The organism is Micromonospora sp. NPDC047762 (assembly GCF_043204655.1).
Taxonomy (GTDB): Bacteria; Actinomycetota; Actinomycetes; order Mycobacteriales; family Micromonosporaceae; genus Micromonospora.
In genome coordinates, this window is record NZ_JBIDCQ010000006.1 from 51,202 (window position 1) to 73,938 (window position 22,737).

The 22,737-nt window shown below is 67.9% G+C and carries 23 protein-coding genes; 16 read left to right on the forward strand and 7 right to left on the reverse strand.

Features of this window, described 5'->3' with window-relative positions; translation table 11 throughout:
• Nucleotides 1-28 precede the first annotated feature (28 nt).
• Nucleotides 29-286 carry a transcriptional regulator gene (locus ACGF3C_RS19525; RefSeq protein WP_112730643.1) on the reverse strand — a complete coding sequence of 86 codons (258 nt, stop codon included), beginning with the start codon at nt 284-286 and terminating at the stop codon, nt 29-31.
• 65 nt (nt 287-351) lie between these two features.
• Here ACGF3C_RS19525 and ACGF3C_RS19530 point away from each other — a divergent pair, with 65 nt between their 5' ends.
• A complete protein-coding gene (locus tag ACGF3C_RS19530; RefSeq protein ID WP_393223726.1) occupies nt 352-981 on the forward strand; it encodes a hypothetical protein in 630 nt (209 codons plus the stop codon).
• A gap of 12 nt (nt 982-993) precedes the next feature.
• Here the strand turns inward: ACGF3C_RS19530 and ACGF3C_RS19535 are convergent, their stop codons facing one another.
• Genes ACGF3C_RS19535 through ACGF3C_RS19545 form a run of 3 tightly spaced genes read right to left on the reverse strand, consistent with a single transcriptional unit; the run spans nt 994 to nt 2,768 of the window.
• A complete protein-coding gene (locus tag ACGF3C_RS19535; RefSeq protein ID WP_393223729.1) occupies nt 994-1,743 on the reverse strand; it encodes a hypothetical protein in 750 nt (249 codons plus the stop codon).
• A gap of 41 nt (nt 1,744-1,784) precedes the next feature.
• Nucleotides 1,785-2,102 carry a hypothetical protein gene (locus tag ACGF3C_RS19540; protein ID WP_358130312.1) on the reverse strand — a complete coding sequence of 106 codons (318 nt, stop codon included), beginning with the start codon at nt 2,100-2,102 and terminating at the stop codon, nt 1,785-1,787.
• A gap of 9 nt (nt 2,103-2,111) precedes the next feature.
• Nucleotides 2,112-2,768, reverse strand: a complete 657-nt coding sequence (locus ACGF3C_RS19545; protein ID WP_393223733.1) for a hypothetical protein — start codon at nt 2,766-2,768, stop codon at nt 2,112-2,114.
• 605 nt (nt 2,769-3,373) lie between these two features.
• Here ACGF3C_RS19545 and ACGF3C_RS19550 point away from each other — a divergent pair.
• The 8 genes from ACGF3C_RS19550 to ACGF3C_RS19585 all read left to right on the forward strand — a co-directional run bounded on the left by ACGF3C_RS19550 (nt 3,374) and on the right by ACGF3C_RS19585 (nt 13,305).
• Nucleotides 3,374-4,042 (forward strand): hypothetical protein, encoded by a 669-nt coding sequence (locus tag ACGF3C_RS19550; RefSeq protein ID WP_393223736.1) that lies wholly within the window; start codon nt 3,374-3,376, stop codon nt 4,040-4,042.
• Between the two features lie 307 nt (nt 4,043-4,349).
• A complete protein-coding gene (locus ACGF3C_RS19555) occupies nt 4,350-4,688 on the forward strand; it encodes a pilin (RefSeq protein ID WP_269679770.1) in 339 nt (112 codons plus the stop codon).
• Between the two features lie 5 nt (nt 4,689-4,693).
• Nucleotides 4,694-6,142, forward strand: a complete 1,449-nt coding sequence (locus ACGF3C_RS19560) for a hypothetical protein (protein WP_393223739.1) — start codon at nt 4,694-4,696, stop codon at nt 6,140-6,142.
• Between the two features lie 42 nt (nt 6,143-6,184).
• Nucleotides 6,185-7,117, forward strand: a complete 933-nt coding sequence (locus tag ACGF3C_RS19565; protein WP_393223742.1) for a PrgI family protein — start codon at nt 6,185-6,187, stop codon at nt 7,115-7,117.
• Nucleotides 7,114-8,931: a VirB4 family type IV secretion system protein gene (locus ACGF3C_RS19570; protein WP_393223745.1), complete on the forward strand. Its 1,818-nt coding sequence runs from the start codon at nt 7,114-7,116 to the stop codon at nt 8,929-8,931. Before ACGF3C_RS19565 ends, ACGF3C_RS19570 begins: the two co-directional genes overlap by 4 nt.
• A gap of 65 nt (nt 8,932-8,996) precedes the next feature.
• A complete protein-coding gene (locus ACGF3C_RS19575; RefSeq protein ID WP_393224471.1) occupies nt 8,997-11,420 on the forward strand; it encodes a type IV secretory system conjugative DNA transfer family protein in 2,424 nt (807 codons plus the stop codon).
• Between the two features lie 279 nt (nt 11,421-11,699).
• Nucleotides 11,700-12,560 (forward strand): replication-relaxation family protein, encoded by an 861-nt coding sequence (locus tag ACGF3C_RS19580; protein ID WP_393223747.1) that lies wholly within the window; start codon nt 11,700-11,702, stop codon nt 12,558-12,560.
• Nucleotides 12,561-12,624: 64 nt separating this feature from the next.
• A complete protein-coding gene (locus ACGF3C_RS19585; protein ID WP_393223750.1) occupies nt 12,625-13,305 on the forward strand; it encodes a hypothetical protein in 681 nt (226 codons plus the stop codon).
• 916 nt (nt 13,306-14,221) lie between these two features.
• Here the strand turns inward: ACGF3C_RS19585 and ACGF3C_RS19590 are convergent.
• Nucleotides 14,222-14,893, reverse strand: a complete 672-nt coding sequence (locus tag ACGF3C_RS19590; protein ID WP_393223753.1) for a hypothetical protein — start codon at nt 14,891-14,893, stop codon at nt 14,222-14,224.
• A 38-nt stretch (nt 14,894-14,931) separates the two neighbouring features.
• On the opposite strand from ACGF3C_RS19590, the gene ACGF3C_RS19595 reads away from it, so the two are divergent.
• Nucleotides 14,932-15,324 carry a hypothetical protein gene (locus ACGF3C_RS19595; protein ID WP_393223756.1) on the forward strand — a complete coding sequence of 131 codons (393 nt, stop codon included), beginning with the start codon at nt 14,932-14,934 and terminating at the stop codon, nt 15,322-15,324.
• Between the two features lie 17 nt (nt 15,325-15,341).
• Here the strand turns inward: ACGF3C_RS19595 and ACGF3C_RS19600 are convergent, their stop codons facing one another.
• Both ACGF3C_RS19600 and ACGF3C_RS19605 read right to left on the reverse strand, forming a co-directional pair.
• Nucleotides 15,342-15,809 (reverse strand): hypothetical protein, encoded by a 468-nt coding sequence (locus ACGF3C_RS19600; RefSeq protein ID WP_393223759.1) that lies wholly within the window; start codon nt 15,807-15,809, stop codon nt 15,342-15,344.
• Nucleotides 15,810-16,088: 279 nt separating this feature from the next.
• Nucleotides 16,089-16,583, reverse strand: coding sequence for a hypothetical protein (locus tag ACGF3C_RS19605; protein WP_393223762.1), 495 nt, complete (start codon nt 16,581-16,583; stop codon nt 16,089-16,091).
• A 936-nt stretch (nt 16,584-17,519) separates the two neighbouring features.
• On the opposite strand from ACGF3C_RS19605, the gene ACGF3C_RS19610 reads away from it, so the two are divergent.
• The 6 genes from ACGF3C_RS19610 (at nt 17,520) to ACGF3C_RS19635 (ending at nt 22,668) form a co-directional block, all read left to right on the forward strand.
• The gene (locus ACGF3C_RS19610; RefSeq protein WP_393223765.1) at nt 17,520-18,191 is read left to right on the forward strand and encodes a hypothetical protein; all 672 of its coding nucleotides are present in this window, start codon (nt 17,520-17,522) and stop codon (nt 18,189-18,191) included.
• A gap of 224 nt (nt 18,192-18,415) precedes the next feature.
• The gene (locus tag ACGF3C_RS19615; protein WP_393223768.1) at nt 18,416-18,826 is read left to right on the forward strand and encodes a hypothetical protein; all 411 of its coding nucleotides are present in this window, start codon (nt 18,416-18,418) and stop codon (nt 18,824-18,826) included.
• Nucleotides 18,827-18,950: 124 nt separating this feature from the next.
• The gene (locus tag ACGF3C_RS19620) at nt 18,951-19,991 is read left to right on the forward strand and encodes a hypothetical protein (protein WP_393223771.1); all 1,041 of its coding nucleotides are present in this window, start codon (nt 18,951-18,953) and stop codon (nt 19,989-19,991) included.
• Entirely contained in the window at nt 19,988-20,557 is a 570-nt protein-coding gene (locus tag ACGF3C_RS19625) for a hypothetical protein (RefSeq protein ID WP_393223773.1), read from the forward strand. The genes ACGF3C_RS19620 and ACGF3C_RS19625 overlap by 4 nt, the downstream gene beginning before the upstream one ends.
• 91 nt (nt 20,558-20,648) lie before the next feature.
• Nucleotides 20,649-21,290: a hypothetical protein gene (locus ACGF3C_RS19630; protein ID WP_393223776.1), complete on the forward strand. Its 642-nt coding sequence runs from the start codon at nt 20,649-20,651 to the stop codon at nt 21,288-21,290.
• A 229-nt stretch (nt 21,291-21,519) separates the two neighbouring features.
• On the forward strand, nt 21,520-22,668 hold the full coding sequence (locus ACGF3C_RS19635; protein ID WP_393223779.1) for a GGDEF domain-containing protein: 1,149 nt from the start codon (nt 21,520-21,522) through the stop codon (nt 22,666-22,668).
• Nucleotides 22,669-22,737: the final 69 nt, after the last annotated feature.

Sequence of the window (22,737 nt, forward strand, 5' to 3'; positions counted from 1 at the left end):
TCAGGTCAGCAGGGTCCGGGAGTCATCGTCACCGTCTCCGCAGGAAGGCGTAGACGATCTTGTTGGAGGCGAATTCCGAGATGTTGACGAGGTCCCAGCCGAACTGGCCGAGGACCTCGGCGGCAGCAACCGCATCGCTGACCTTGTCGCCGCTGACGCCGTGATGGGAGACCACGGCCAGCAGGCGATAGGGGTACGTGCGAAGATCGGCTTGGCCCTGCAGGACCGCCCGGGCGGTGACCATGCGGGTCCGGGCGATGTGCTCCGGGGTCTCTGCGGCGGTCATACCCGGCACCATAGTGGCTCGTCGCTCGGGCAGTCTGCCAGCTCCGCAGCCGGTATGTTCGAGACGTGTCTGCGTCGGCCGGTGTTTCTCGTCTTGTCATGACGCTCGTTGCGGTACTCGCCATTGCCGCCTGTGACGGTGCCCCGGCTCCTGCCGGTGCGCCGACCGCCGGACCAGCCACGAGCAGCGTTGCCTCCACCGCGCCCACCGCCTCGGCTGGCCCCGTCTATCGCGCTCAGGATCTGGAGCTGTGCAAGCGTACTGATCTTCGGCCGTTGGCGGAGCTGTCCCTGACGGTGGCCCGCACCGATCCGAAGCCGCCGCTGGGGCAGCCGGGTGCGTCGTGTCTGTTTGAGATGCGAACGGAGGACGGGCATCAGGCGAATCTGCGGGTGGAGGCGTCCACGCCCGTCAGCGAGCAGGAGGCTCGGCTGCTCTACCGGGCCACGGCGCAGGTGACGGTGATGACTCCCGCCGGCGTCATCACCGGCGTGGGTGACGAGGCCGAAGCCTTCACCAGGCGTTCCGAGCCCGGCTTCAAGTACGCCGAGTACATGGTCCGCGCGCGCACAGGCAACCTGGTGGTGAAGGTCTGGCTGGCGGTCGGCGGTGCCTCGTACGTCGCCACCGAAACACTCGCGTCGAAGGCGCTGACGTTGCTCAAGGCGACCCAGGCGGCCGTACCCACGGTGTGATGCCCCCGTCGGTCATCCTCGGACGGCCTCCGGCCACCGCCCACCGGGTAGCTTCGAGTGGTCGCCGACCTGCGTGGCGATGTCTCGGACGTTGCCCACCGCGTCGACGAAGCGCTGGCCGATGGTGAGCAGAACGTCCAGGCCGGCGGTGACCAGGTCTCCGACCGACTCGGCGAGGGTGGAGATGGCCCACGGTAGGTCGATGACGGTCACGCCTTCACTCGCTGCCTGCGCCAGTTTGCCGACCAGCCCCGTGACGATCTTCGCGAGTTCGACGGCGTAGTCGACGTTCGCCTTGGCGATCGTGAACAGCCACTGGCTGATGAACTCCGACTTGACGACGGACTCGTCGACCGCGGCTTTCTGCTTGAGGGCCTTCGCGTTGTAGGCGCTCGCGGCGTCGCCGGTCCACTTGGGCAGGTTCTCGTTCGCTGGGTCGGTGGTGGCGGAGGAAAGCTCGGAGACCGGGGTCTTCACGTCGTTGACCCAGCGGAAGCTGACCTGGATCAGCGAGAGCACCGGCAGTTGATGCTCCAAGGCCTGCTCGACGCGGTCGAGGACGGCGTTCAGTGCCGTTTTGGTGCTGTCCAGGCTGTGCTTGATCCACAGGAGTGCTGCGGGTCCGAGGAGCCACTTCCACTGCTGTACCTGCTCGACGATCTCGTTGAACGTGGCGATCGCCGTGTCGATGCCGGCGCGGATGTGGTCGAACGCCTTGTTGAACGGTTCCCCGTACTCGAGATCAGTGGTACCTGGCTGCATGGGGTGCTCCGTGCCCTCTCCGAACGTCACGCGGTGGGCCGCTAGGCCTTGTAGATCTTGTTGAGGTCGAGTGAGACGATCTCGTCGGCCCGGTCGTACTCGTCGGCGATATGCCGCAGGGCCTTACCCACCTGTTCGAACTCGGTCACCGCCCCATTCAAGACGGCGACCATGAAGTTGTGGAAGTCGTTGTATGCCAGCGAGTGGATGAGGACGTTCGCGTCACCGATGAAGAAGGCCGACGGGTCGAGATGCAGCTGCTCCGCAGCGACCTTGATGGCGGCGACGCGGTCGGACAGCGTCAGCCACTTACCTCCCTCATCGCGGAGTGAATCGGTGATGACGTTCAGGTCAGCCATCTCACTACCTCACGATCCAGTCCGTCCGGCGCTGGCCAGCTCGAACGCGCGGAAGAGGGAACGGGCCTCGAACTGCAGCTGACCCGCGTCGGCCCGTGCGATCCGCCGGACGTCGCCGGTGATGCCGATGATGCCGCCCCCGCGGATGCGCAACGTCAGGCAGCCGTTGGGGCTCGACATGCTCGACTCGTCCGTCCGCCTGGGCAAGCGAGTCGCAGCGTCGAGCTCTGCATCGAGGTCGGACAGAGTTCGCCAGGTGTCGCGCAGCCAGGTGTGCTCGTCGACGTCCCGCTCGGGGCTCCTGTCCAGTGGTTCCCGTTCCGGCGATGCAGGACCACTCTCCTCCGCCTGCAGACGAAGGAGCGCCGCCAATTCGAGGGCAACCTGCACGGCGGCGGCGTACGCCTCGAAGAGCGCATCGGCGAGCCCGCTGGGGCCGATCTGGCTGCGCCAGTCGCGAGCGATCGTGACAGCCGAGACCTCTCGTTGGGTGTCGACCACCACGCGGACGGAGCCGGTCCGGTCCGCCCCGGAGCACTCCTCCGGGCGCAGTTCACGTCCCGTCTCGCGCAGCGCACGATCGGCCTGCTCGCGTAAGACGGAAACGTCGCCCAGGAAGTCCAGGCTCGCGAGTTTGAGGCGTTCATGCCTGCGGCCCTGCTGCATTCGCCCCCGGCTTCCTGCTCGGTCAACGCTTTCCGTGATGCGCTCGCCACGGCGAGGTAGGACCACGGTACGTGAATGACCAAGATCCGTGGGACCCCGGGCGCTGGGCTGGACGTCTCGCTACGGCGAGGACATTGTCGCGGCAGAGAGGCCCCCGGGGAACCGCGCCGATCTCCGCAGCGGAAAGCCGGACGCACCCCATTGGCAAAATTTTTACCCAACGCCAGCCAACAGCACTCTTGAGCTGCCGAAAGAGACCCTGTCGGCGATCTCCGTATGGGGTCCCGCGAAGAGTGGCGTCCTGGAGGCCAACAGGCGGTCCAGCGTTCTGGCCTGCGGACAACAAGCGTGCGCGTGCCGATTTCTGAAGTCGTGGAGCCTCGGTGAGCGCCAGGTCGCGTTGGGTGCGCGTGTGTGGATGAGCCTCGAGAGCTACCGCCGCCGGCGGCAGCCCGCCATACACCGGGAGTATCGCGATGCCCTCCTTTTCCGAGTGGCCCGAGTCTCCGCTGGACTCCGCCCAGCGCGCTTTCGACCTGCTCGTCCACCCGCCTACGACTCTCCAGTTTGACGGCTGCCGGTTCGCCGGCTGCCCGGACCGCCTGATGTCCCTGTACGAGCTGAAGCGGTTCCTCCTCGACCGGGACACCTCGCGAGAAGTACGCGACCTGATTTGGCGGGAACTCGTCGTCCGGTCGCGCCAAGACGGCCCCGGCTGGGGGTTGGGGGCTGTCGGCCTTGCGATGCCCGGCCTGCGGGCCTTGGCCGGTGGGCTGGCGCGGGGTTACCGGGGTGACAGCGACGATATCGATGCGGAGATTTTGGGGACCTTCTGGGACCGCCTGATGCGCCGGGTGGACGTCGACCAACCGCGGATCCTCCCGCGCATGCTCGACGCTGCCGGGCGGGCGGGCCTGAAGGTGCGATACGCCGACGTCACCACCGAACCCTTCGACAGTGAGCCGCCCGGGCCGCGTACTCCGCTGCAGCCGTGGGATCACCCGGAGTTCGTTCTGGCCCGCGCGGTGGCGATCGGGGTGATCGACGCCGACGACGCCAACATCATCGCCGAAACGCGGCTGGAAGGCGCATCGGTGCAAGCGGCGGCGGCCCGGTGGGGCATCGCCGGTCAGCTGGCCTCGCACTGGCGCGACCGGGCCGAGTCGAGGCTGGTGGACGCCATCCGCGCCGGGGAACTGGCCCACGTCAGGCTGCGTACCCGTTCGGCCAAGCCGGTTCGCCGCACGTCCCTGCGGGCGTGGCCCGGCCAGTGACCAGGCGACCCGTTGGGTGACGGTTGGCCAGCGTTGGCCGGTCAGCCCCGGGGAACCGGGCCCAACACGGGCTCTTGGCGGTCACGAGACCGATCACCCCTCCGACATGCCAGCCGGGGTGCGCGAGCGGTCTCGGGCGCCGCCCGGTACGGGTGGTGACTCGGTCCGGCTTTAGGTCCGTGCTCACCACGAAACCGAACCCGGTGTGGAAGGAGCAGTGCTTCCACGGTCCCCGCTCGTGCGGGCGGCGCCTCCCATCCGCTTTCGAGCACGCCCCACCGAGAGGTGGGGCGGGAGGTGACCACCGATGCGCCGCATCCTGAACCGACTGTCCCTGTCCACTACGACCAACGCCAGTGTGCTGCTCGGCCTGACCGCGCAGGCCATCGCCGGAGCGCCGGACCTGCTTGCCGTCAACAACCTCCCGACCGTCATCAACAACCTGGTCGTCTGGATCGTCGGCATCCTCGTCGGCGTCGCCACGTTGTTCCTCACCTACGGCGGGGCGCTGTACCTGATGGCCGGCGGCGACCCCGGGCAGGTGGAGAAGGCCAAGGGCGCACTCAAGGGCGCAGCGACGGGCTATGCGCTCGCTGTGCTGGCCCCGGTGCTGGTGACCATCCTGCGCGGCATCCTGGGAACCTGACTCCGATGTTCTGGGACATCGTCGGAGTCGGAACCCTGCTGGACGAGATCCTCACCTGGCTGGCACAGCGGGTCGCGGACATCATCGATGCCCTGTGGTCGTTGCTGTCCTCGGCGTTCCTCGTCGTACCCGATGTCACTGGGTTGCCGCAGGTGGAGTCGATCAGCGGCCGAGCCCTGATGATCGTGAACACCTGCTTCGTGCTGGCGATCATCGCTTGCGGCATCGTGATCATGGGTCGAGACAGTGTGCAGGCACGCTACGGCGTCGGTGAACTGGCACCGCGCCTGGTCATCGGCTTCATCGCAGCCAACTTCGCGACGCCGCTGTCGAAGGGGCTCATCGAACTGGGCAATGCGCTCACCCAGGCGCTCACCAGTGACTCCGTGGCCACCGACGGCTCCCTCGCCCAAATGAAACGCACCGTCGTCGACGCCCTCACCAACCCCGCCAACGCGCTTCTCACACTGATCATCGGGATCGCCATCGCCGCTCTTGTCGCAATGATCATGGTTGGTTGGATCCTGCGACTCGGCCTGCTGGTGATCCTCGTCGGCATCGCACCGGTGGCGTTGGCCGGTCACGCCACACCGTGGACGGAACCCGCGGCGAAGCTGTGGTGGCGGGCCTTCATCGGTGCACTGGCCACCGTCATCGCCCAAGCCCTCGCCCTGCACACCGCGCTGACCGTCTTCCTCAGTCCGACGGCGAACCTGCCCGCCCTCGGCCTGCCCAACGACCCAACCGGCACGTTCAACCTGTTCATCATCTGTTGCCTGCTGTTGGCCGTGGTGAAGATCCCCGCCCTGATGCGCCGCTATGTCACCGGGGGTCAGTCCAACAACGTCGTCGGCGCGTTCATCCGCGTCGCGATCGTCCAGCAGGTCAGTCGGGCACTGACCGGTGGCATCTGGCGCGGTGGTCGGCAGGCCAGCCTGTCGGCGGGGCGGGTGGCCGCCCGCCAGACTGGCCCCGGGGGACCGGGGACCGGCCCATCGTTGCCGAGACCGACTGGTGGCGGACCACGGCCCGGGCCGGTGCCGCGCAGGACCGCGCCGACGGCGGCACCGGCTCCTGCGGAGCGTGCTCTTCCAAAGGTTCCGTCCGGGCGGACCCCGGCCACCGCAATGCCCCAACGCATGCCCCGCTGGCGTCGGTGGTGGGCCTACACCGACTCCGGCACCGGCTGGCCGGCGGACTCCCCGCCCCAGGGCATGCGCGGAGCGAATCGGCCACCGCATGGGCCCGGAGCCGCGCCGTCATCGATCGGGCCAGCTCCAGCGTCAGCACACACCCCGAGCGGTACGGGCTGGCCGTCAACGACGGCATACGGCCCGCGCACCGCCCGCGCGTCAGCGGCAGCGCGATCGCAAGCCACCAGCCCTCTGCCGCCGACTCCATCCTCCCGGCCGTCGGCCCGACGCAACAGCACCGGTAACGGCTTGCCTGGCTGACACCCCACGCCCCAGACCCAACCCATTGCCTGAGGAGTCCCCATGTCTGATGTTGATCTTCGTGTCAGGATCCCCGCCGACGTCGAAACCCCCGATCGCCTGTTGTTCAACCTGACCACCCGGCAGGTCGCCATCCTGGCCAGCGCCGTGGCCATCGCCTACCTGCTGTTTCGGACGCTGCTCGATGGTCTGCCGATGCCGGTCCTGCTCGGCGGTCTCGTCCCATTGCTCGGCACTGCAACCGTCCTCGCGTTGGGCCGCCGCGACGGATTGAGTCTGGACGCCTGGCTGCTCGCCGCGGTTCGCGGCTCCCGCACCCCACGACGGCAGGTTCCCGCACCCGGCGGGGTGCTCAAGACGCCGCGGTGGGCGCCGGTCCCCAGCAGCGCCGAGGGTGAGCTGACCCCGCCGACGCCACTGCGCCTGCCGGCGCGGTCGATCGCCACCAACGGAGTGGTCGACCTTGGCGGTACCAGCGCCGCGCTGGTCGCCGTCGGCACCGTCAACCTCGGACTCCGCACCCCAGCGGAGCAGGCCGCCCTGGTCGGCGCCTACGCGCGGTGGCTCAACAGCCTGACAGCTCCGGTGCAGATCGTGGTCTCCACCCAACGCGTCGACCTGGCCGGGCACGCGCAGCGCATCACCGACGCCGCGGACCTGCTGCCCAACGCCGCGCTCGCCGACGCCGCAGCGGACTACGCCGAATTCCTCCTCGATCTGGAAGACGAGCGGCAGCCACTGTGGCGCACCGTCACCATCGTCCATACCGCAACCGGCGCCCGCCGCGACCAGGACGTATTGCGCGCTGCCGAGCACACCGCTGGTGCCCTGCAGAGCCTGGGCGCCAGCACCCGCGTACTGGATGGCCCTGCCGTCTGCGCGGTGCTGGCCGCCGCCGTCGACCCCTACACCCTGCCCGTGCCCGGCGAACGGGCCCTACCTGACGAGCCCATCACCGCTGAGGAGCCGTCGTGAAACTGCTGCGACTGCTTCGTCCTCGTCGGCCTGCCCGCCCGGCGATACCGCCGTCGGCGGAGGCCGACACCCTCGCCGCGCTGATCGGCCCGGCAAGCGTGGAGGTCACCCCCCGCTACCTCAAGATCGGTGAGGGGTACGCCTCGACGATGATCGTCAACGGCTACCCGGCGGAGGTCGGCGCCGGCTGGCTGCTCCCACTGAGCGGCTGGCCCGGCCGTGCCGACGTCGTCATCCACATCGAACCGCTCGCCCCGCAGGTCGCCGCATCCCGGCTGCGCCGCCAACGCGCCCGACTGGAATCCTCCCGGCGCGCCGACGCCCAACACGGACGCCTCGACGACCCCAGCACCGAGGCTGCTGCCGCAGACGCCGCCGAGCTGGCAGACCGGGTCGCCCGCGGCGCGAGCCGCCTGTTCCGGGTCGGCCACTACGTCACCGTGCACGCCCCCAACCTGGACGAGTTGACCGAATCCGTCGCCCACGTACGGGCCACCGCCGCCTCGGTCATGCTCGACACCGTCCCAGCCACTTGGCGGCAACTGCCGGCCTGGACATCGACCCTGCCGATGGGCGTAGACAGCATCGGCATGCGGCGGGTCTTCGACACCGACGCCCTCGCCGCAGCGATGCCCCTGGCCTCCGCGGATCTGCCCGCCCCGTTGCCCGGCGACCCGCCCAGCGCCTCCGGGGTGCTCTACGGGGTCAACACCGCCACCAACGGCATCATCTGGCACGACCGCTGGGCCGCCGACAACCACAACAGCGTCGTACTCGCCCGATCCGGCGCCGGTAAGTCGTACTTCATCAAGCTCGAAACCCTGCGCTCCCTCTACGACGGAGTACAGGTCAACGTCATCGACCCCGAAGACGAATACCTGCGGCTCGCCGAAGCGGTCGGCGGCACCGTCATCCAACTCGGCGCACCCGACGTCCGGCTCAACCCGTTGGACATCGCCGTCGACGACAACCGACCCGACGCCCGCAACCGGCGAGCCCTGTTCGTGCACACACTGATCAACGTCCTACTCGGCGCCAGTGGCGAGGACGGCGCGATGGCACCCACCGAGCGCGCCGCCCTCGACCGGGCAGTCAACACCGCGTACCTTGCTGCCGGCATCACCAACGACCCGACCACCTGGGCTCGCCCGGCTCCGCTGCTACGCGACGTCGCCGCGGCACTGGAGGTCGATGCCACGCCGCCGGCGCTCACCCTTGCCGCCCGCTTATCACCCTGGACCACCGGCAGCTTCAACCACCTCTTCGACGGACCCACCACCACCGGCCCCATCGGGCACCTGGTTGTCTGGTCCACCCGACAGCTCGCCGACGAACTCCGCGCCCCCGGGATGCTCCTCGCCCTCGACGCGATCTGGCGCACCGTCGACGCCCCACCCGCCGACGGCCCGACCGCCGACCCACGCCGCCTCGTCATCGTCGACGAGGCCTGGACCCTGCTGCGCGACGGCGAAGGCGTCCGATTCCTCAACCGGCTGGCGAAGGCCGCCCGGAAACGGCGTGCCGGGGTGTCCGTGGTGACACAGGACGCCGCTGACCTGCTGGGCTCCGAACTCGGGCAGGCCGTCGTCGCGAACTCGGCCACCCAGCTCCTCATGCGCCAAGCCCCGCAGGCCATCGCCGCCGTCGCCGACAGCTTCAACCTGACCGGGGGAGAGGCGCGGATGTTGCTGTCAGCGCAACGCGGGGAGAGCCTCCTCCTCGCAGGTGCCAACCGGGTAGGCGCCCACGCCGTGTCCTCCGAACGCGAACACGAACTCTGCGTCACAGGCGACTTCGACAGGCAGACACCGTGACAGCACTGGCCCCCAACACACCGCCGCCGTCGCCCTTCGCGCCTCCGCCGGTCCCGTCCAACCCGATGGCGGACGCCGTCCTGAACGTACTCCGGTGGGTGACCGACCACCCGTGGCTCGCCATCGTCGCCGCCGCCCTCGGGCTCGTCGTTCTGATCGCCCGAGGGCAACTGCACAGTTGGCGGCACCGGCGGCTACTGCATCACGCCCACCAGGTCGTCATCACCCCACCACCGGAAGTCGACCCAGACAGCGCCGCACGCTGGTGGGCGACCTGCGCAGAGATCCTCCGCCCCGCCGGATGGCGACGCCTGATCCACGGCACCCCACACGTCGCTTTCGAATACCGATGGGCCGGCCGGCAGTTGACCATCAACATCTGGTTGCCCGGCACCGTGCCCACCGGACCGGTCCTCGCCGCCGTCACCGGCGCCTGGCCGGGCGCCACCGCCGCCGTCAATGACGCCACCGCACCGATACCCCTCGCGACTCTCGACGAAGGCGGCGCCCTGGTCCCCACCCTCGCCGCCTGGTACCCGATCGTCACCGACCACGACAGCGACCCCCTGCGACCACTGATCTCCGCGCTGTCCGGGCTGCAGGATCCCGAGTACGCCTGCGTGCAGGTACTCACCCGCCCAGCCACGCCCCGGCAGATCCGTCGGCTCCGCGCCGGTACCGGGGCGCTCCGCACCGGCCAGCCCGCACGAGGGCTACTCGACCCCACAGCCTGGATGCGCGGACTGCTCGAACTGATCGTGCCCGGGCCCGGCAGGGCACCCGCGGGCACTCGGGTCACCGCGTCCCGGTCGGTACCCACAGATCCGGAACGTGATCGTGACGCCCGGGCCGCAGTGGACAAAATCGCGGCCGGGCAGCTGTGGGAGACCTCGATCCGGTACGGCGTCGCCCACACCAACCCCCGGAAGGTGGCAGAGGAGAATCTGCGGGCCCGCCTGAAGACTCTCGCCCACGGCGTCGCCTCCGCCTACGGCGTCTACACCGCCCGCCAACGACTGCGCCGCGTCCGGCTCAAGCAGCCCGCCGCAGTGCTGTCCGCCCGACCACTGCGCTCCGGGTACCTGCTCGGAGCCGGTGAACTCGCCGCCGTCGCCGCCCTACCGACCGACCTGGCCGTACCCGGTCTCCGACGCGCTCGCGCGAAGCCCATGCCAGCGCCGGTCGAGGTTCCCGCCGGCGGACGCGGCGTCAAACAACTCGGACACGCCGAGATCGGCGGTCACGCCGTAGGGCTGCCCGTCGTCGACGCCCGCCAACACCTGCACGTCCTCGGCTCCACGGGCGTCGGCAAGTCGACCTTCCTGGTCAACATGATCCTCGACGACGTGGCCGCCCGCCGCGGTGTCGTGGTCATCGACCCCAAGGGAGACCTCGTCACCGACGTCCTGGACCGGCTGCCGGAGACCGTCGCCGACCGGGTCGTCCTCATCGATCCCGACCAGGACCAGGGCGGCTACTTCAACCCGCTCTCCGGAGACGACCACGACCTCGCCGTCGACAACGTCGTCTCCATCTTCAGCAAGATCTTCCAAAGGCACTGGGGACCGCGCATCGACGACACCCTACGGGTCGCCTGCCTCACCCTGATGCGCAAGGCGCACGCCACGCTCGCGCTGGTGCCACCGCTGCTCAACGACCGTCAGTTCCGGATGGCTTTCACCGACGGCCTCGACGACCCAGAAGGCCTGCTCGGCTACTGGAGTTGGTACGAGTCCATGCCGCCGCCGGTGCGAGCGCAGGTCATCGGACCTGTCATGGCCCGGCTGAGAGCGTTCCTGCTGCGGGACTTCCCACGCCGCACCCTTGGCACGCCCCGCTCGTCATTCGACATGGGGAAACTGCTCGACAACGGCGGCATCCTGCTCGCCCGCCTCCCCAAGGGGCAACTCGGCGAGGACACCTCGCGGTTGATGGGCTCCTTCGTGTTGGCTCGCGCCTGGCAGGCCGCCACCGCCCGCGCGAGACTGCCGGAGGACAAACGACGCGACTGCACCGTATTCGTCGACGAGTGCCACAACTTTCTGAATCTGCCCGGTTCGGTGGACGACATGCTCGCCGAAGCCCGCGGCTACCGCATGAGCCTGGTGCTGGCCCACCAGGACCTCGCTCAACTGCCACGACCCACCCAGCTCGCGTTGAGCGCGAATGCCCGCAACAAGATCACCTTCAACGTGGCGCCCGAAGATGCGCACCAGATGGCCCGGCACATGTTTCCCGAACTGTCCGAACACGATTTGAGCCATCTGGACGCCTACCAGGCAGCTGCGCGGCTGGTCATCGGCAATCGGGAGACCGCCGCGTTCACCCTGCACACCCGGCCGCCCCGCCCCGTGGTCGGCGCCGCCACACACATCCGGGCCGCCTGTGCTGCTGCGAGCGGGAGTGCGGCAGACCCGACCGCCATCGAGCAGCTCGCCAAGCGTCTCGCCGTCAGTGAACGGGGGAGTCCATCCCGCCGCAGCGAATGACGTCGGACCCTTGCACCCCCTACACCGGGTTGGGTTCGCACCCTGGTCGGCGGTCCGGCCCGGACATGGTCGTTGCGGGCAGCCTGCAAATCGGTCGCTGCTCACCCAACAACGCAGCTAGGAGACGTACATGAGTCATGATCAGTCGTCCCGACAGTCCCACCGGGGGGACATCCTCCGATCGGGGGGTGTCCCGTGACCCCCCAATCCCGATCTCCCATCCGTCGATCCACGACCACGCTTTCCGACGTCTCGGCCCGCCTTCGCCCTCGTGATCGGGTGATCGCCTTTCTGCTGTCCGACCACACCTCCCTCACCACCGACCAGATCACCTCGATCCTGTTCGACTCCCCGGTCACCTGCGCCCATCGCCTCTACACCCTGCGACGGCTCGACTTCATCGATCGCGTTCTGCGCTCCCACCCCGGTCAACCCGCACGGGTCTACTGGGTACCCGGCCGGCTCTCCGCCCGCTTCGTGGCCCTCGCTCGCGGTAACACCCCGCCCACCCCGAAATCCGTCGCACTCGCCGCGGACTCGGTGCTGTCCAACCGGATCCGGCAACACACCATCGAGGCCAACCAATTCTTCATCGACCTCATTGCCCACGGTCGCCGTCATCCCGAGGCGAGGCTGAGCCGCTGGTGGTCCGAGCAGCAGACAGCCGCCGTCTTCGGACAACGGGTACGCCCTGACGCACACGGTGTCTGGACCAACGGTCGCAGCAGCGTCGGCTTCTGGCTCGAGTACGACCGTGCCACCGAAGACCACCCGCGCCTACGCGACAAGCTGGACCCCTACCGGCGCCTACGGGTGGACGGCGGACCCGGCCACATCCTGCTGTTCTCCCTGCCGAGCCGGGAACGGGAACGCAACTTCCACACCAAGCTCGCCGACGCCGCCCGTCACGATCACCGTGTCGCCGACTCCCTGGTCGCGCTCACCGTCGCCACCTGCGCCCGGGACCGGATCAACGGACACAGCCCGGCCGGACCGGTATGGCGGCTCGTGGGCAACGGGGGACACCGGCTGAGCCTGGCCGACCTTCCCACCACCGACGACGAACCCGGCCCGCTCAATCCCGGACCACCACGCCCGGCCGAGGATCCGCTCCACGAGCTGCGTGACGAAGCAGAGTAGACCTTCGTGGTGGCAGCTCCGGACCTGCGGAGTCGCTGTCTGGCCGCCCCAGTAGGGTCACCCGGTGACCGCGTACGACATCGCCGCCAGACTGCCTTCCATCGACCGGTTGCGGCAGCGGTGTAAGGCATTGGCCCTGCTGGAATGCATCATCGACGGCGGCGCCGCGTACTACGCCTACACCCGTGCCTGGGGCACGGACGAGGCGGCTCTGATGAGCAACGGCAGCGGCGACGAGTGGGCCGTCGTGTTCACCCCCGACGGTGTATTCATCCGGGTCTTCGATCACGAGTCGGCGATGTCGCCCTACGGCGATCCAGACTACGAGCTGTGGCCCGGCCTGCTCGAGGGCCTGCCCGTGGAGTTGCGTCCGCAGATCGAGGAACCTGCTTTCTGCGACGAGGCCGGGCAGTTCATCGCTACTGCCTTGCTATGGCGGCTGGCCGATGACAACCGCTGGCATGTTGGTGACGGCATCATCTTCCCGCCACTTCGTGGACCTTACGACGACACCGGACCGGACGGTTCCGGAATGCTCGAGATCCTGCTCGACGACATCGTTGACCGTTTCGTGGAGTTCGCCCGCGACTACTACGAGGTCGAGGTGGATCGGGCGGCGGTCGAGCACGTGGTCGCCAACCGACCGCTCACCGACAGCGTGATACAAGCGCTGAACTCTCAACTCACCGTTGCCGAGCTGCGGCAAGACATCGCCACGATTGGCTACCCGATTGCCGCGGTGTAGCAGCAGGTAGAGGCAGTTGCCCGCCGAGTGACAGCGTACGTCTGTCATGGACAGGGACGCTTGGCGGCGGCAGAGCGGCTATCGGGCCGGCGGCTACTCGACGGCGCGGCGTCCAGAAGTCGTGAACGTTCACTTCAGCGCCAGCCCATCAACTTGGTGCTGGCGGGGTCAGGTCTGCCCGGAGACGTCCGAGGACAGTGCTCGTTACGCTCATGCTCATGAAAACGTGCCGGTCTGTGGCGGCCGTTGCCTGCCTGGCCTTGCTGGTCATATCGGGTTGCGGCTCTGGGCGGTCCACCACCGCAGCAGGCACCCCGACGACCTACACGTGTTGCGATGGCGAGGACGTGGACACGGTGTACCAGCCTGGCCAGGAGATGACGGTTCACTGGATCGTCAAGCCGGGGACCAACCCCGCCGCGAAGCCGACACAGGTCGAGCTGACTGCGCGTCTGACTGGCCCATACGGGGACGTCAGCGAACTGAAGAACGCTGCCGGGGGTACAAGCTCGGCCCGCTCTGGGAGAGGTGACGTTCGAGGCCCAGCCAGTGAGGCCATCGGGTGCGGCGGGCGAACGACCAGTTAGCGTAATTCCAATCCCGGAGGACGCGCCGCCCGGTTCTTACAACCTGATCTTCGCCGTACATGAGGATGGCGGAGTCGTTGGCGGAGCGAGCGTCGTCCGGGTGGCCCCCAAAGCCTGAGCCAATCGGATACTAAGGCCGGGAGGACGCCCTTCTGTCCGGTCGACTGGGTGCGCCACCGGTCAATGCTTCGTTCCTCCTGCTGTTACGGGCCGCAGCCGTCTCCGACGGTGGCGAGTCGCGGGTTCCACCCGATTGGCGTTGCTCCACCGCCATCTGGTGTGGCCCGCGACTCGCGCGGCATATCAGGATGCCGGAGTCATGAGGGGACTTAAGTCTGGTCAACGTCGTCGGGTGTGACCTCGCGCCGCACCTCGACTAGCGGCACCCAAGCAATGAGTTTGATCGCATCGTTTACATCCGGCGCTAACGTCGTGCGGACGGGTATTCGGGACTGTTGCTGCATCGCCAATATCACCTGCTCCGGTAGCCCCGCGTCGGACAACATCTCCGACCCAGCGCCGGAGGTGGCGTCTCGCGCCCATTCCATCTGTCGAAGTTCGGCGCGATGGCGCTGCCAGTCCATCACGGTGCCTAGGCCGCTCTTAAGCAGACCTAACGCGACGACCGCGTAACCGAGGGGCTTGATGTCGCCGGCCACTGCCGTGAGCACTGCCTCCAGCGGGCTTGCAAGCCGCAGACGGTCTACAGCAAGTCTCGGTAGGATTTCGCCGGGGATGTCCCGTCGGAAGCGTCGAGGATTGTGCCGCGCCCCCGCCCTCAACGTCTCGTGAAGGTGCTCGGCCACCAACTCAGCATGTTTCGCATCCCGGCTTGAATTGAAAATCCCTGAGTAAAACGCGAGTGTCACCGCGTAATCGGCAAGCGTCCCGAGCGCGTCGAGATACCTGCCGACCAGTTGCAAGTCCGGCATGTCGCCGAGATCAGCAGTCACTACCAGGAACGGCGCTTGCGTAGCGGCGTCGGGGATGGCCTGGGTCATACCGCATTCAAGCACATGCCTTGGAAGGAGGCCCCCACGTGCCTGCCACCGATGGCGTTGTGATCGGCCACGCCGAGGAACTAATCAGCTCACATGCCACTCTGACCGGCGACCCGCGTCGCGGCCTGGGCCACGTCGCGCGGTACCTGTGCAGCGAGCACGATCCGCCGTACGCGCCGCGAGGGGCGAAGGCCGAATACCTCTCGCTGGCGCGGAAGAGCATCACGAACTGGCTCCCGCTGATCAGCGAGACGTACGTCAAGGGCCTGTTCGTGGACGGCTACCGGCCGGCGAAGGCGACGACGAACGCCCGGCCGTGGGAGTCCTGGCAGGCGAACCGCGACGCGAATCGCTGCGGCGACGATTTCAAACTGATGCAGGCTTGGAGGCGGCGGATCCCCGAGCGAGGCGAGGGTCATGTGTTGGCTTAGCGGATCGTCTTCGTGGGCTAACGCGGCTCGCATCCGGACCGCAGGGTCAGGGTCGGAGAGCAGGCCACGGACGTCGACGCCGAGCTGGCCGAGGCAACAGACCCACAGGGCTCGCGGACGGGCCCGCGTTGCAACCAGTCACGGATGAAAGCGGCAAGTTCCTCGCGCTGGTCGGCCAGTGGCGCCATCTGTGCGATCGCCACGACATTTTCCGCGTAGAGCGGGGCGTGCTCCGGAATCGATGTCCGCAGCAGCGGAAGCACCACCGGGTATGCCGCCGCTACGGCATCAGCGACGTCTGGCAGTACCTCGGCGAAGTGCGGGTTCTCCGCCAGGTTGGTCACGCTCAAGGCGGCGTCGCCCAGGAACTCCACAAGTGATGTGACCATGCCCGAATGCGCCCGCCCCTCGGCGAGCAATGCGGTCACGGCCCGAACGGCCGACGCGGTGGCTGTCTCGGGGAAACCCTCGTGCAGCACCGCCACTCAGAGGTGGTCCAGCGCTGCCTCGCGGGCTGCGGCATCGCCGAACTCCAACGCGTGCAGATGTCCCGGGGTGTCCGTCGCTCGACCGTAAGCGTGCCGCAGCCCTCACCAGTCAACCGCCATCACGACCCCTGTCACGTGCACGTCGCCGGTTGCGCTCCGCGGCTCGCGGCAGGTGTGGCAGATGAGGACGCCATTTCATCCGGCCGAAAAGTGTCTTGCCCGCCAGTCGCCGGTGGCCCGAAGATGTATCGGCTCCAATGGCCCTGGTCGTCAATTTTAGAGCTTCTTCCCGAATTGATGTACTACTCTGCCGCCGACCACCACTATGGCCGTGCCGAGTGCGGCAAGGGCGCCCACCTTGAAGGAATTGGACAGCCCGGCCAGGAACTGTTTATTCTCAGTGTCCTTCTCGGATTCTTTATCTCCTGTTTCCGAGATCTTCTCGAGGATGAACATCTTGTACTCCGGGCTCAGTCCCTCGTGTGCGAGTTCGCTTCTATAGATCTCCCTGATCTCCCGCCAGGCCCGGTGTGCACTTTCTTGGCTCTGCTGGTTGGAGGCAAGCGTGGACTCGTGCTCCTTCTCCATGGCGTCTATCGCGCCGGTGATCAACCTCCCGAACTCAGGAAGCTGATCGATGATCTTTAGTGCGACGTCCTTGTCTATATCCGGCATCATGGCCGCGAATTGGGACACCTTTTCCTTGGAAAGATTCCGCCAAGTGTCGATATTGAGCGCTTTCTTCACCTCGTCTTCGTTCTTGTAGCTCATGCGGCGTCTCCATTCCTGATGCGGATTCCCGGATTGGACCAGGGTCCGGGAGTTCCCGGATCTTCGCGGTGGAGGGAGAGTGTAGTCGGGAAGCGGTCGCCCCACTACGTGAGAATTACGCGACGATGTGAAACCGTTCGAGGCTTGTCACACCCTTGTCCGTTATCGGCAGAAGTAGGCGAGGCGGGCTCGCCCACGACCTTCCTGAAGCAGGTTGCCGAGAAGCTCTCGCCGTCATGACAGTGCGTCCGCTGCAGCCGGATCCCGGATCGCGCCGACACGGTCGGCGTCTGACGTTGCGGGCGGAGGACCGCTGTGAGTAGGTGGATCGACGCCTCTCCAGCTCAGCGAGGCCGTCGTCAACGGAGTCTCAATCATGGGGGAGCCAACAGTCGTCCGAGCGGGTCACCTTCATCCGCCAACGCCGGGTGGCTCCGAAACCCAACACCTGCGTCGCGGTACCCAACGCCCTTGGTCAATCGATGGATGTCAGCCGTCGGATCGCCCAATACCCTGCTCAAACAGCCGCGAATCGGGGTGATCCAGCGATGATCACTTTCTGTTGGGTCGGCAGGATATCGTGAACTCTCTTCTATAGAACCCCCATCACTGCACCACCTCGGGCCTTGGCTCGCCACGGCAGGAGCCGCACCCGCCCACCCGCCACTTTGGTCGGTCGGCCGCGACACATCCTCCCCGGCACCCACGCCCATCTGCACCACCCCGGCGCCAGCGCGCCAGCCCTGCCATACAGGCAGCATTGCCGCGACGCGCTCGTGTCATCAAGCTCGGAATCCCCGCCCGCCGGAGCTTCCATCGGCGCCAGCGCCGCGATCCAGCAGCCTCACCACTTTGTCCGCCGACGCTGTCGCCTGTCCGCGCGCTCTCGCGCGATCGCACCGCGGCCGTGTCCCAGCACCCTGCCTGGAGGAGCCCATGCCCGCACGTCCTGCCGTGCACACCATCGTGGTCTGCCTGTCCACCGACGCGACACCCCAGTCCATGCCCGCTCTCGCGGCGACCCGCCTCGTTGCACAACAGCTCCGTCCCGCCGGCCCTGTTGGCCACTTCGCCGCCCATCACCGACTCACCCGACAACTGCTGCACCGCTACCAGGGCTACGCCGCCGGCGGCCCGGTCCGTCACCTTGACCTGGCCGGCATGCGTGCCCGCGCCGCCACCAGCGCTGTCTGGCTGTGGCACCGATGGCGAGACGTCGTTGACGGGACGCGCGACGCCCAACCGCTCTCGGCCTTCGTCGACCGCCACCGCGACGATCCGGCACGCTGGCCGCTCAGCCGCGCCCAACAGGCCTACCTCGCCCAACCTCGGGTGCTCGCGATGACCACGTACAACGCCGCCTACCGGCAGCAACCTATTCCCATCGCGGACATCGAAGCTCTTCAAGCCGGCCTCAACAGCTACCGCACCCTCGCGGCACTCGCGGCCGTGCCTGGCGATGCCCTGGCCGCCGACGCCAACTGGCTTACGCCCAGATCGCGCCGGCTGACCGACCAGCTCGACTATCTGCACGCCGCCAACGACCACGTCGACCGGCTGCGCCCGAACGAGCAACTTGTCGCCATGGCCGCCTGGCCCCTTGCCTAGCAACCGCCCAGCCTGCGGCGCGACCTCCCGGGTCGGGCATACCAACAACACCCACGACAAGCCGGTCGACTCGGACCAGTGCAGCGACGGGAGACCCCCGCCCAGCCAATCGGCCCGGCTGACTTGCTAAGCGCCGTACCTCCCGGCCGGATCAGGCATTCGCCTGGCCGGCCGTTTTTCGTGCCCAGGGGTCACCGACCCCACGACAGTAGAGGACAAAGAAGATGACCATCACAGCGATGCGGCCGCCGCTCGATGCCCGAAAGTCGGTGCCCACTCCGGCACAACAGGTCACCTACCTGATGGTTGGCCCGTCCGGACGGCTGACTGTCCTGGAAGCCCCTGCTGATGGCGGCCGACGCATCACTACCGGCGCCGCCTACCGAGTCCAGCTCGATGAATACACCGTGATGTGGCTCGAGGACGACCAGCAGGGCAGCGGAGTCCCCAACTGGGCGGCCACTCAGATGGCCCTCGAGACCACCGGCCGTCCATACCTCGGCCCGTGGGACGCGCCTTACCTGTGCGGGCCGGTCATCTTCACCGGCGCCGGTCGTCACGCGGAACCGGTCGGGCTCACTGACCGGCAGTTCTCGCTGCTCGTGGACGCCCACGCCGCAACGGAGCTGTGGTGATGAGGTCGACGACGGCGCTATTCGACGAGTTTACTGCGCGTCGGTCCGGCGATCTCTCACCACGACATGGGGTCAGTCTGGCTGCCGACAGCCGCCTCGGCACCCCGGTCGGACGGGGGAGAGCATGAGGCGAAGCACCGTTGCGGACGCTGTCCGAGCATTCCAACGACTGCGTAGCGTCAACGCCGGAAGTCTGGTCGGGGTCGCCCTGGCGGACCGGTACCGCACCTCACCACCACTGAAGGTCGACGCACTGCCAACGGCGCAGGCCGCAGTGCTGCGCGCCTCGATAGAGGCTCGGACCGCTGGGGTCATCGACGGGGATACCCCCGCTTACCTGGTCTACTCCGGCGACCTTCCGGTGGCCTGGTGCACGGTCCGGGCCACCGTCGTCACCCCTGATCTCGTACTCGACGGAACGCCGGCCCGGCACCAGCGGATGGCGGTGCAGGCGATGTCCAACCTTGCCCGATGGGTGCTGGTCGCGCTCGCCGATGCCCGGGCGGATAGCGAGGTCACCGTCGTCCAGTCGGTGATGAGCCAGGTGGGGGCCGTACGTATCGCGCCTGCCGACGACCTGACCTCGTCCGCAGCCGTCCTGCTCGATGGCGACCTCACCGCAGCCCAGGCCAGCATCGCGAAGGTGCTTCCGGTCAATGCCGCAGCAGAGGTGGTGGTCATCGATGCGCACGGCTTTGGCCGGTACGGCCGCGACTCGCACCGACTGCCGTTGCCGGTGCTGTGCGCGATGCGTCGGATCGCCTCAACCCATCAGCTGCCGTTGGTCGTGGTTGGCGACTGGCTCGGGGCGAGTGGCGGCGTCGACGCGGACGTCCCCGCCCATGACCTGCCGGCGATTTTCGCTGCCGACTTCGTCGGCCTCTTCCCGCACCGCTCGGACTACGCCGAGAAGCACCTGGTCGAGCGCGGCTGGGCCACGGCGCTGGAACGCCTCGGAATGCCCAGGCGCTACATCGACTTCGAAGCCCTGGAGCGAGACCTCTTCGACAACGAGGTCCATGCCGTCGCCACCACCGTTGCGACCGGTGGGCAGGCCGTCGCCGTGTTCCGTCGTCCGGTCCTGTCTTGGCCTGAGACACCGACTTCCACCTCCACTCCTGTCCGTACACCAGCGCGGGCGTCGACGAAGGGAAGGCACCCATGACCGAAGCGTTCTCCGGGGACATCGGGCGGCTCAGCTGCACGGCCGCCCAGGCCTGGCGGGAGGTTACCGGCGAGCCGATGCCCGATGACCTGCTGACCGCATTCCTCGCCGCCGCCAGCAGCCCCGCCAGTGAACTACCCGCCGCCGCTTGCGAGCACGACCACACCAACGGCGATGACCGTATCGTCTGTCACGCCCGGATGATCGAGGATCTGCTTCAGGCCCGAGCACGGGCCAACCGCGCACGCCACGAGGCAGCGGAGCACCGCACCGGCCTGCGCCGGCTGCAACTCGGCGTACGCACAGCCGGGCTCGGCACTCTCGACGAGAACCCCGACTTCGAGGAAAGCCTCAGCGAGGCGCTGGCCGACTGGGGTCTGCCGCCGATCCCCTCGGACCACGTGGTCACCCTTCGCGTGCCGATCACCATCTGCGTCTCCGCGGTCGACGACGACGAGGCAGTACGCCTGGCCGTCAGCGAACTCAGCGAGGAATTGCCCCGGCTGCCACGCCGGCCACTCTTCTACGCTGACGAGGTGGAGGTCGTCTCCGTCTCCAGCGAGTGACCGCGATCGCCGAACCCGACCAACCGAACGATCCGCCGCCGTCCCAACAGGGGCGGCGTTCTTCGTCTCAGCCAGAGGAGGTAACACGATCATGACCGACACCGTCGAGCTGCTCGACGCGCAGAACCGCGCAACCCCGGATGCTGCAGCTCCGGAGACCGGGCCGGCCGCCACCGACCTGATGATCCACACCGCGGTCACCGAAGAGATGCTCGTTGCGGCTTGGCAGGCCACGAATGGATCTGGCGACATACCGGCGTGGCTGAGCAGGGTCGCGACTCTTCTCGCCGCCGGCTACGGGCCGATGCCCGCCACGCCCACCGACGAGACGGCCCACCACCTACTCATTGCGGTGGTCGCCGCCGCCAAGGCGACTGCCGAGGCCGCCGTGGTTGAGGCCAACGCCAGGCAACTCGCTCACGACGAGTTCAGCAATGACGTACGCCGTAGGGCGGCCCGTGCCGTCAACAACCGTGAGATCTGCCTGTCGGGCACCAACTACGCCCTGGAACGGCTGGGGATCACCACCCTCCCCGTGGAATACAGCGTCGAGCTACTCGTCCCGGTCACCGTCCGGGTACGCGCGACCGACGAGGAAGACGCCTACGACCGCGCTGCGGACGAGCTGCGCGCCAACCTGTGTGGCGGCGACCTGGACTTCGACGAGTACGACCTGCGCCGCGAAGGTGCCCAGGTCAGCGACGAAGAAATCGACCTCGACGACCTCGCCTGACAGCTGCGGCCGACATCCGGTCACGGGACTGCCCAATGCTGTCGCACCTGCAGCGGCGGGCCGCAGGTGCGGGCACGCCGCGCGCGGCGCCCTGAGCTGCGGCTCTTCCCAGCTGGCTCCCGTCAGGCGATAGGCCCCATTAAGGGCCGGTACCCACCCCAAGGCCCGGGGCGGGCCTCGCCTACGACAGCGGTCCGCCCCCGGAGCTCCTCCAGGAAGGAGCCCATCCATGTCTAAATCCGATGCGCGATCCACCGACAGAGGTGATCTGCTTCGCACGACCGCCACCATCGTCGTCGTCGCCATCCTCGCGACCGCGCCGGTTGCATTCCTGGCGTCGTACGGCCATCTCGCGGCGGCGGTACTCATCGCCGTCATCGCAATGCAGAGCTGGATCCCGGTTGGGATCACCGCGACTACCCGGCTCATCCGGCAACGCCGGATTCTCGTTGCGGCCCAGGCCCGCAAGGAAGAACTGGAAAGTCGAATCGCCGTTGCTGCCGCTCTTGAGGAGCAGTTGCGGCGAGAACTCCTGGCGGCCCAAACCGACCCGCTCACTGGACTACCCAACCGGGCCCTCGCTGACCGAGCCATTGCAGCCGCCAGCTCGGTGGCTGCACCGCTGGCCATCGCCTTCGCCGACGCCGACGGCCTCCACACAGTCAATGCCTACGGCGGACACGCCGCAGGCGACCAATACCTGAAAGCCATCGCCGCCCGCCTGCTCCACGCCGCCGCCTCCGTCAGCGCTGGGGCGCAGGTTTCTCGTACGGGAGGCGATGAATTCATGATCCTCGTGCCTCGCGCGGACGCCACGGCCCTGCGCGACGCGATCCGCGTGGCCCTTGTTAGACCAGTGATCGTCGCAGGACGGCGGATGCAACTTCGGGTCAGCGTCGGCATCGCCCTTAGCAGCGGTGGTAACGCCCGGTACGCCTTAGCCCAAGCCGACGCTGCCATGTTCACCGCCAAGCGTGCGGGCAACCAGACGCTCATCTACAACGCCAACCGTGACGGCGTGCCGGAGCTCGACGGCACCCGACCTCGGGTGCGCCGCCGGGATGTCGAGCCCGACCGCGACACGGCGGCCGGGGCGGCCGATGGCACTGCCCCGACGACGAGGCTGGTCTGCTCGCTGGACGAGGCAGCCGCCATCGCGAACGCGCTTTGGCTCGCCTACGACCGGTGGGCGGCCGTGCTTCAGGCCGAGCCGAGCGATTCCGCGGCATCCACTGCACCGGTCGAGACGATCGACGTAACACCCACCGCCGAAGGACTCGACCGTACGGCTGCTTTCGCGGAAGCAGAGATGGCCAAGTACGCGGGACTGGCTCGGCGCATATCAGCGGCCATCGACGCCGCCAGCGAGCACTCGTGAACGGACAGGAGAGCCGGGCACTCCCGTGTCTCCGAGTGCCAAGGGAGCCAGCTCTGGAGCTGGATCGCC

Coding starts and splice junctions, on each gene's coding strand:
- ACGF3C_RS19525 (WP_112730643.1), bottom strand. CDS start 286: ATGACCGCCGCAGAGACCCCGGAGCACATCGCCCGGACCCGCATGGTC.
- ACGF3C_RS19535 (WP_393223729.1), bottom strand. CDS start 1,743: ATGCAGCCAGGTACCACTGATCTCGAGTACGGGGAACCGTTCAACAAG.
- ACGF3C_RS19540 (WP_358130312.1), bottom strand. CDS start 2,102: ATGGCTGACCTGAACGTCATCACCGATTCACTCCGCGATGAGGGAGGT.
- ACGF3C_RS19545 (WP_393223733.1), bottom strand. CDS start 2,768: ATGCAGCAGGGCCGCAGGCATGAACGCCTCAAACTCGCGAGCCTGGAC.
- ACGF3C_RS19550 (WP_393223736.1), top strand. CDS start 3,374: ATGTCCCTGTACGAGCTGAAGCGGTTCCTCCTCGACCGGGACACCTCG.
- ACGF3C_RS19555 (WP_269679770.1), top strand. CDS start 4,350: ATGCGCCGCATCCTGAACCGACTGTCCCTGTCCACTACGACCAACGCC.
- ACGF3C_RS19560 (WP_393223739.1), top strand. CDS start 4,694: ATGTTCTGGGACATCGTCGGAGTCGGAACCCTGCTGGACGAGATCCTC.
- ACGF3C_RS19565 (WP_393223742.1), top strand. CDS start 6,185: ATGTCTGATGTTGATCTTCGTGTCAGGATCCCCGCCGACGTCGAAACC.
- ACGF3C_RS19575 (WP_393224471.1), top strand. CDS start 8,997: ATGGCGGACGCCGTCCTGAACGTACTCCGGTGGGTGACCGACCACCCG.
- ACGF3C_RS19590 (WP_393223753.1), bottom strand. CDS start 14,893: ATGACCCAGGCCATCCCCGACGCCGCTACGCAAGCGCCGTTCCTGGTA.
- ACGF3C_RS19605 (WP_393223762.1), bottom strand. CDS start 16,583: ATGAGCTACAAGAACGAAGACGAGGTGAAGAAAGCGCTCAATATCGAC.
- ACGF3C_RS19610 (WP_393223765.1), top strand. CDS start 17,520: ATGCCCGCACGTCCTGCCGTGCACACCATCGTGGTCTGCCTGTCCACC.
- ACGF3C_RS19615 (WP_393223768.1), top strand. CDS start 18,416: ATGACCATCACAGCGATGCGGCCGCCGCTCGATGCCCGAAAGTCGGTG.
- ACGF3C_RS19620 (WP_393223771.1), top strand. CDS start 18,951: ATGAGGCGAAGCACCGTTGCGGACGCTGTCCGAGCATTCCAACGACTG.
- ACGF3C_RS19625 (WP_393223773.1), top strand. CDS start 19,988: ATGACCGAAGCGTTCTCCGGGGACATCGGGCGGCTCAGCTGCACGGCC.
- ACGF3C_RS19630 (WP_393223776.1), top strand. CDS start 20,649: ATGACCGACACCGTCGAGCTGCTCGACGCGCAGAACCGCGCAACCCCG.
- ACGF3C_RS19635 (WP_393223779.1), top strand. CDS start 21,520: ATGTCTAAATCCGATGCGCGATCCACCGACAGAGGTGATCTGCTTCGC.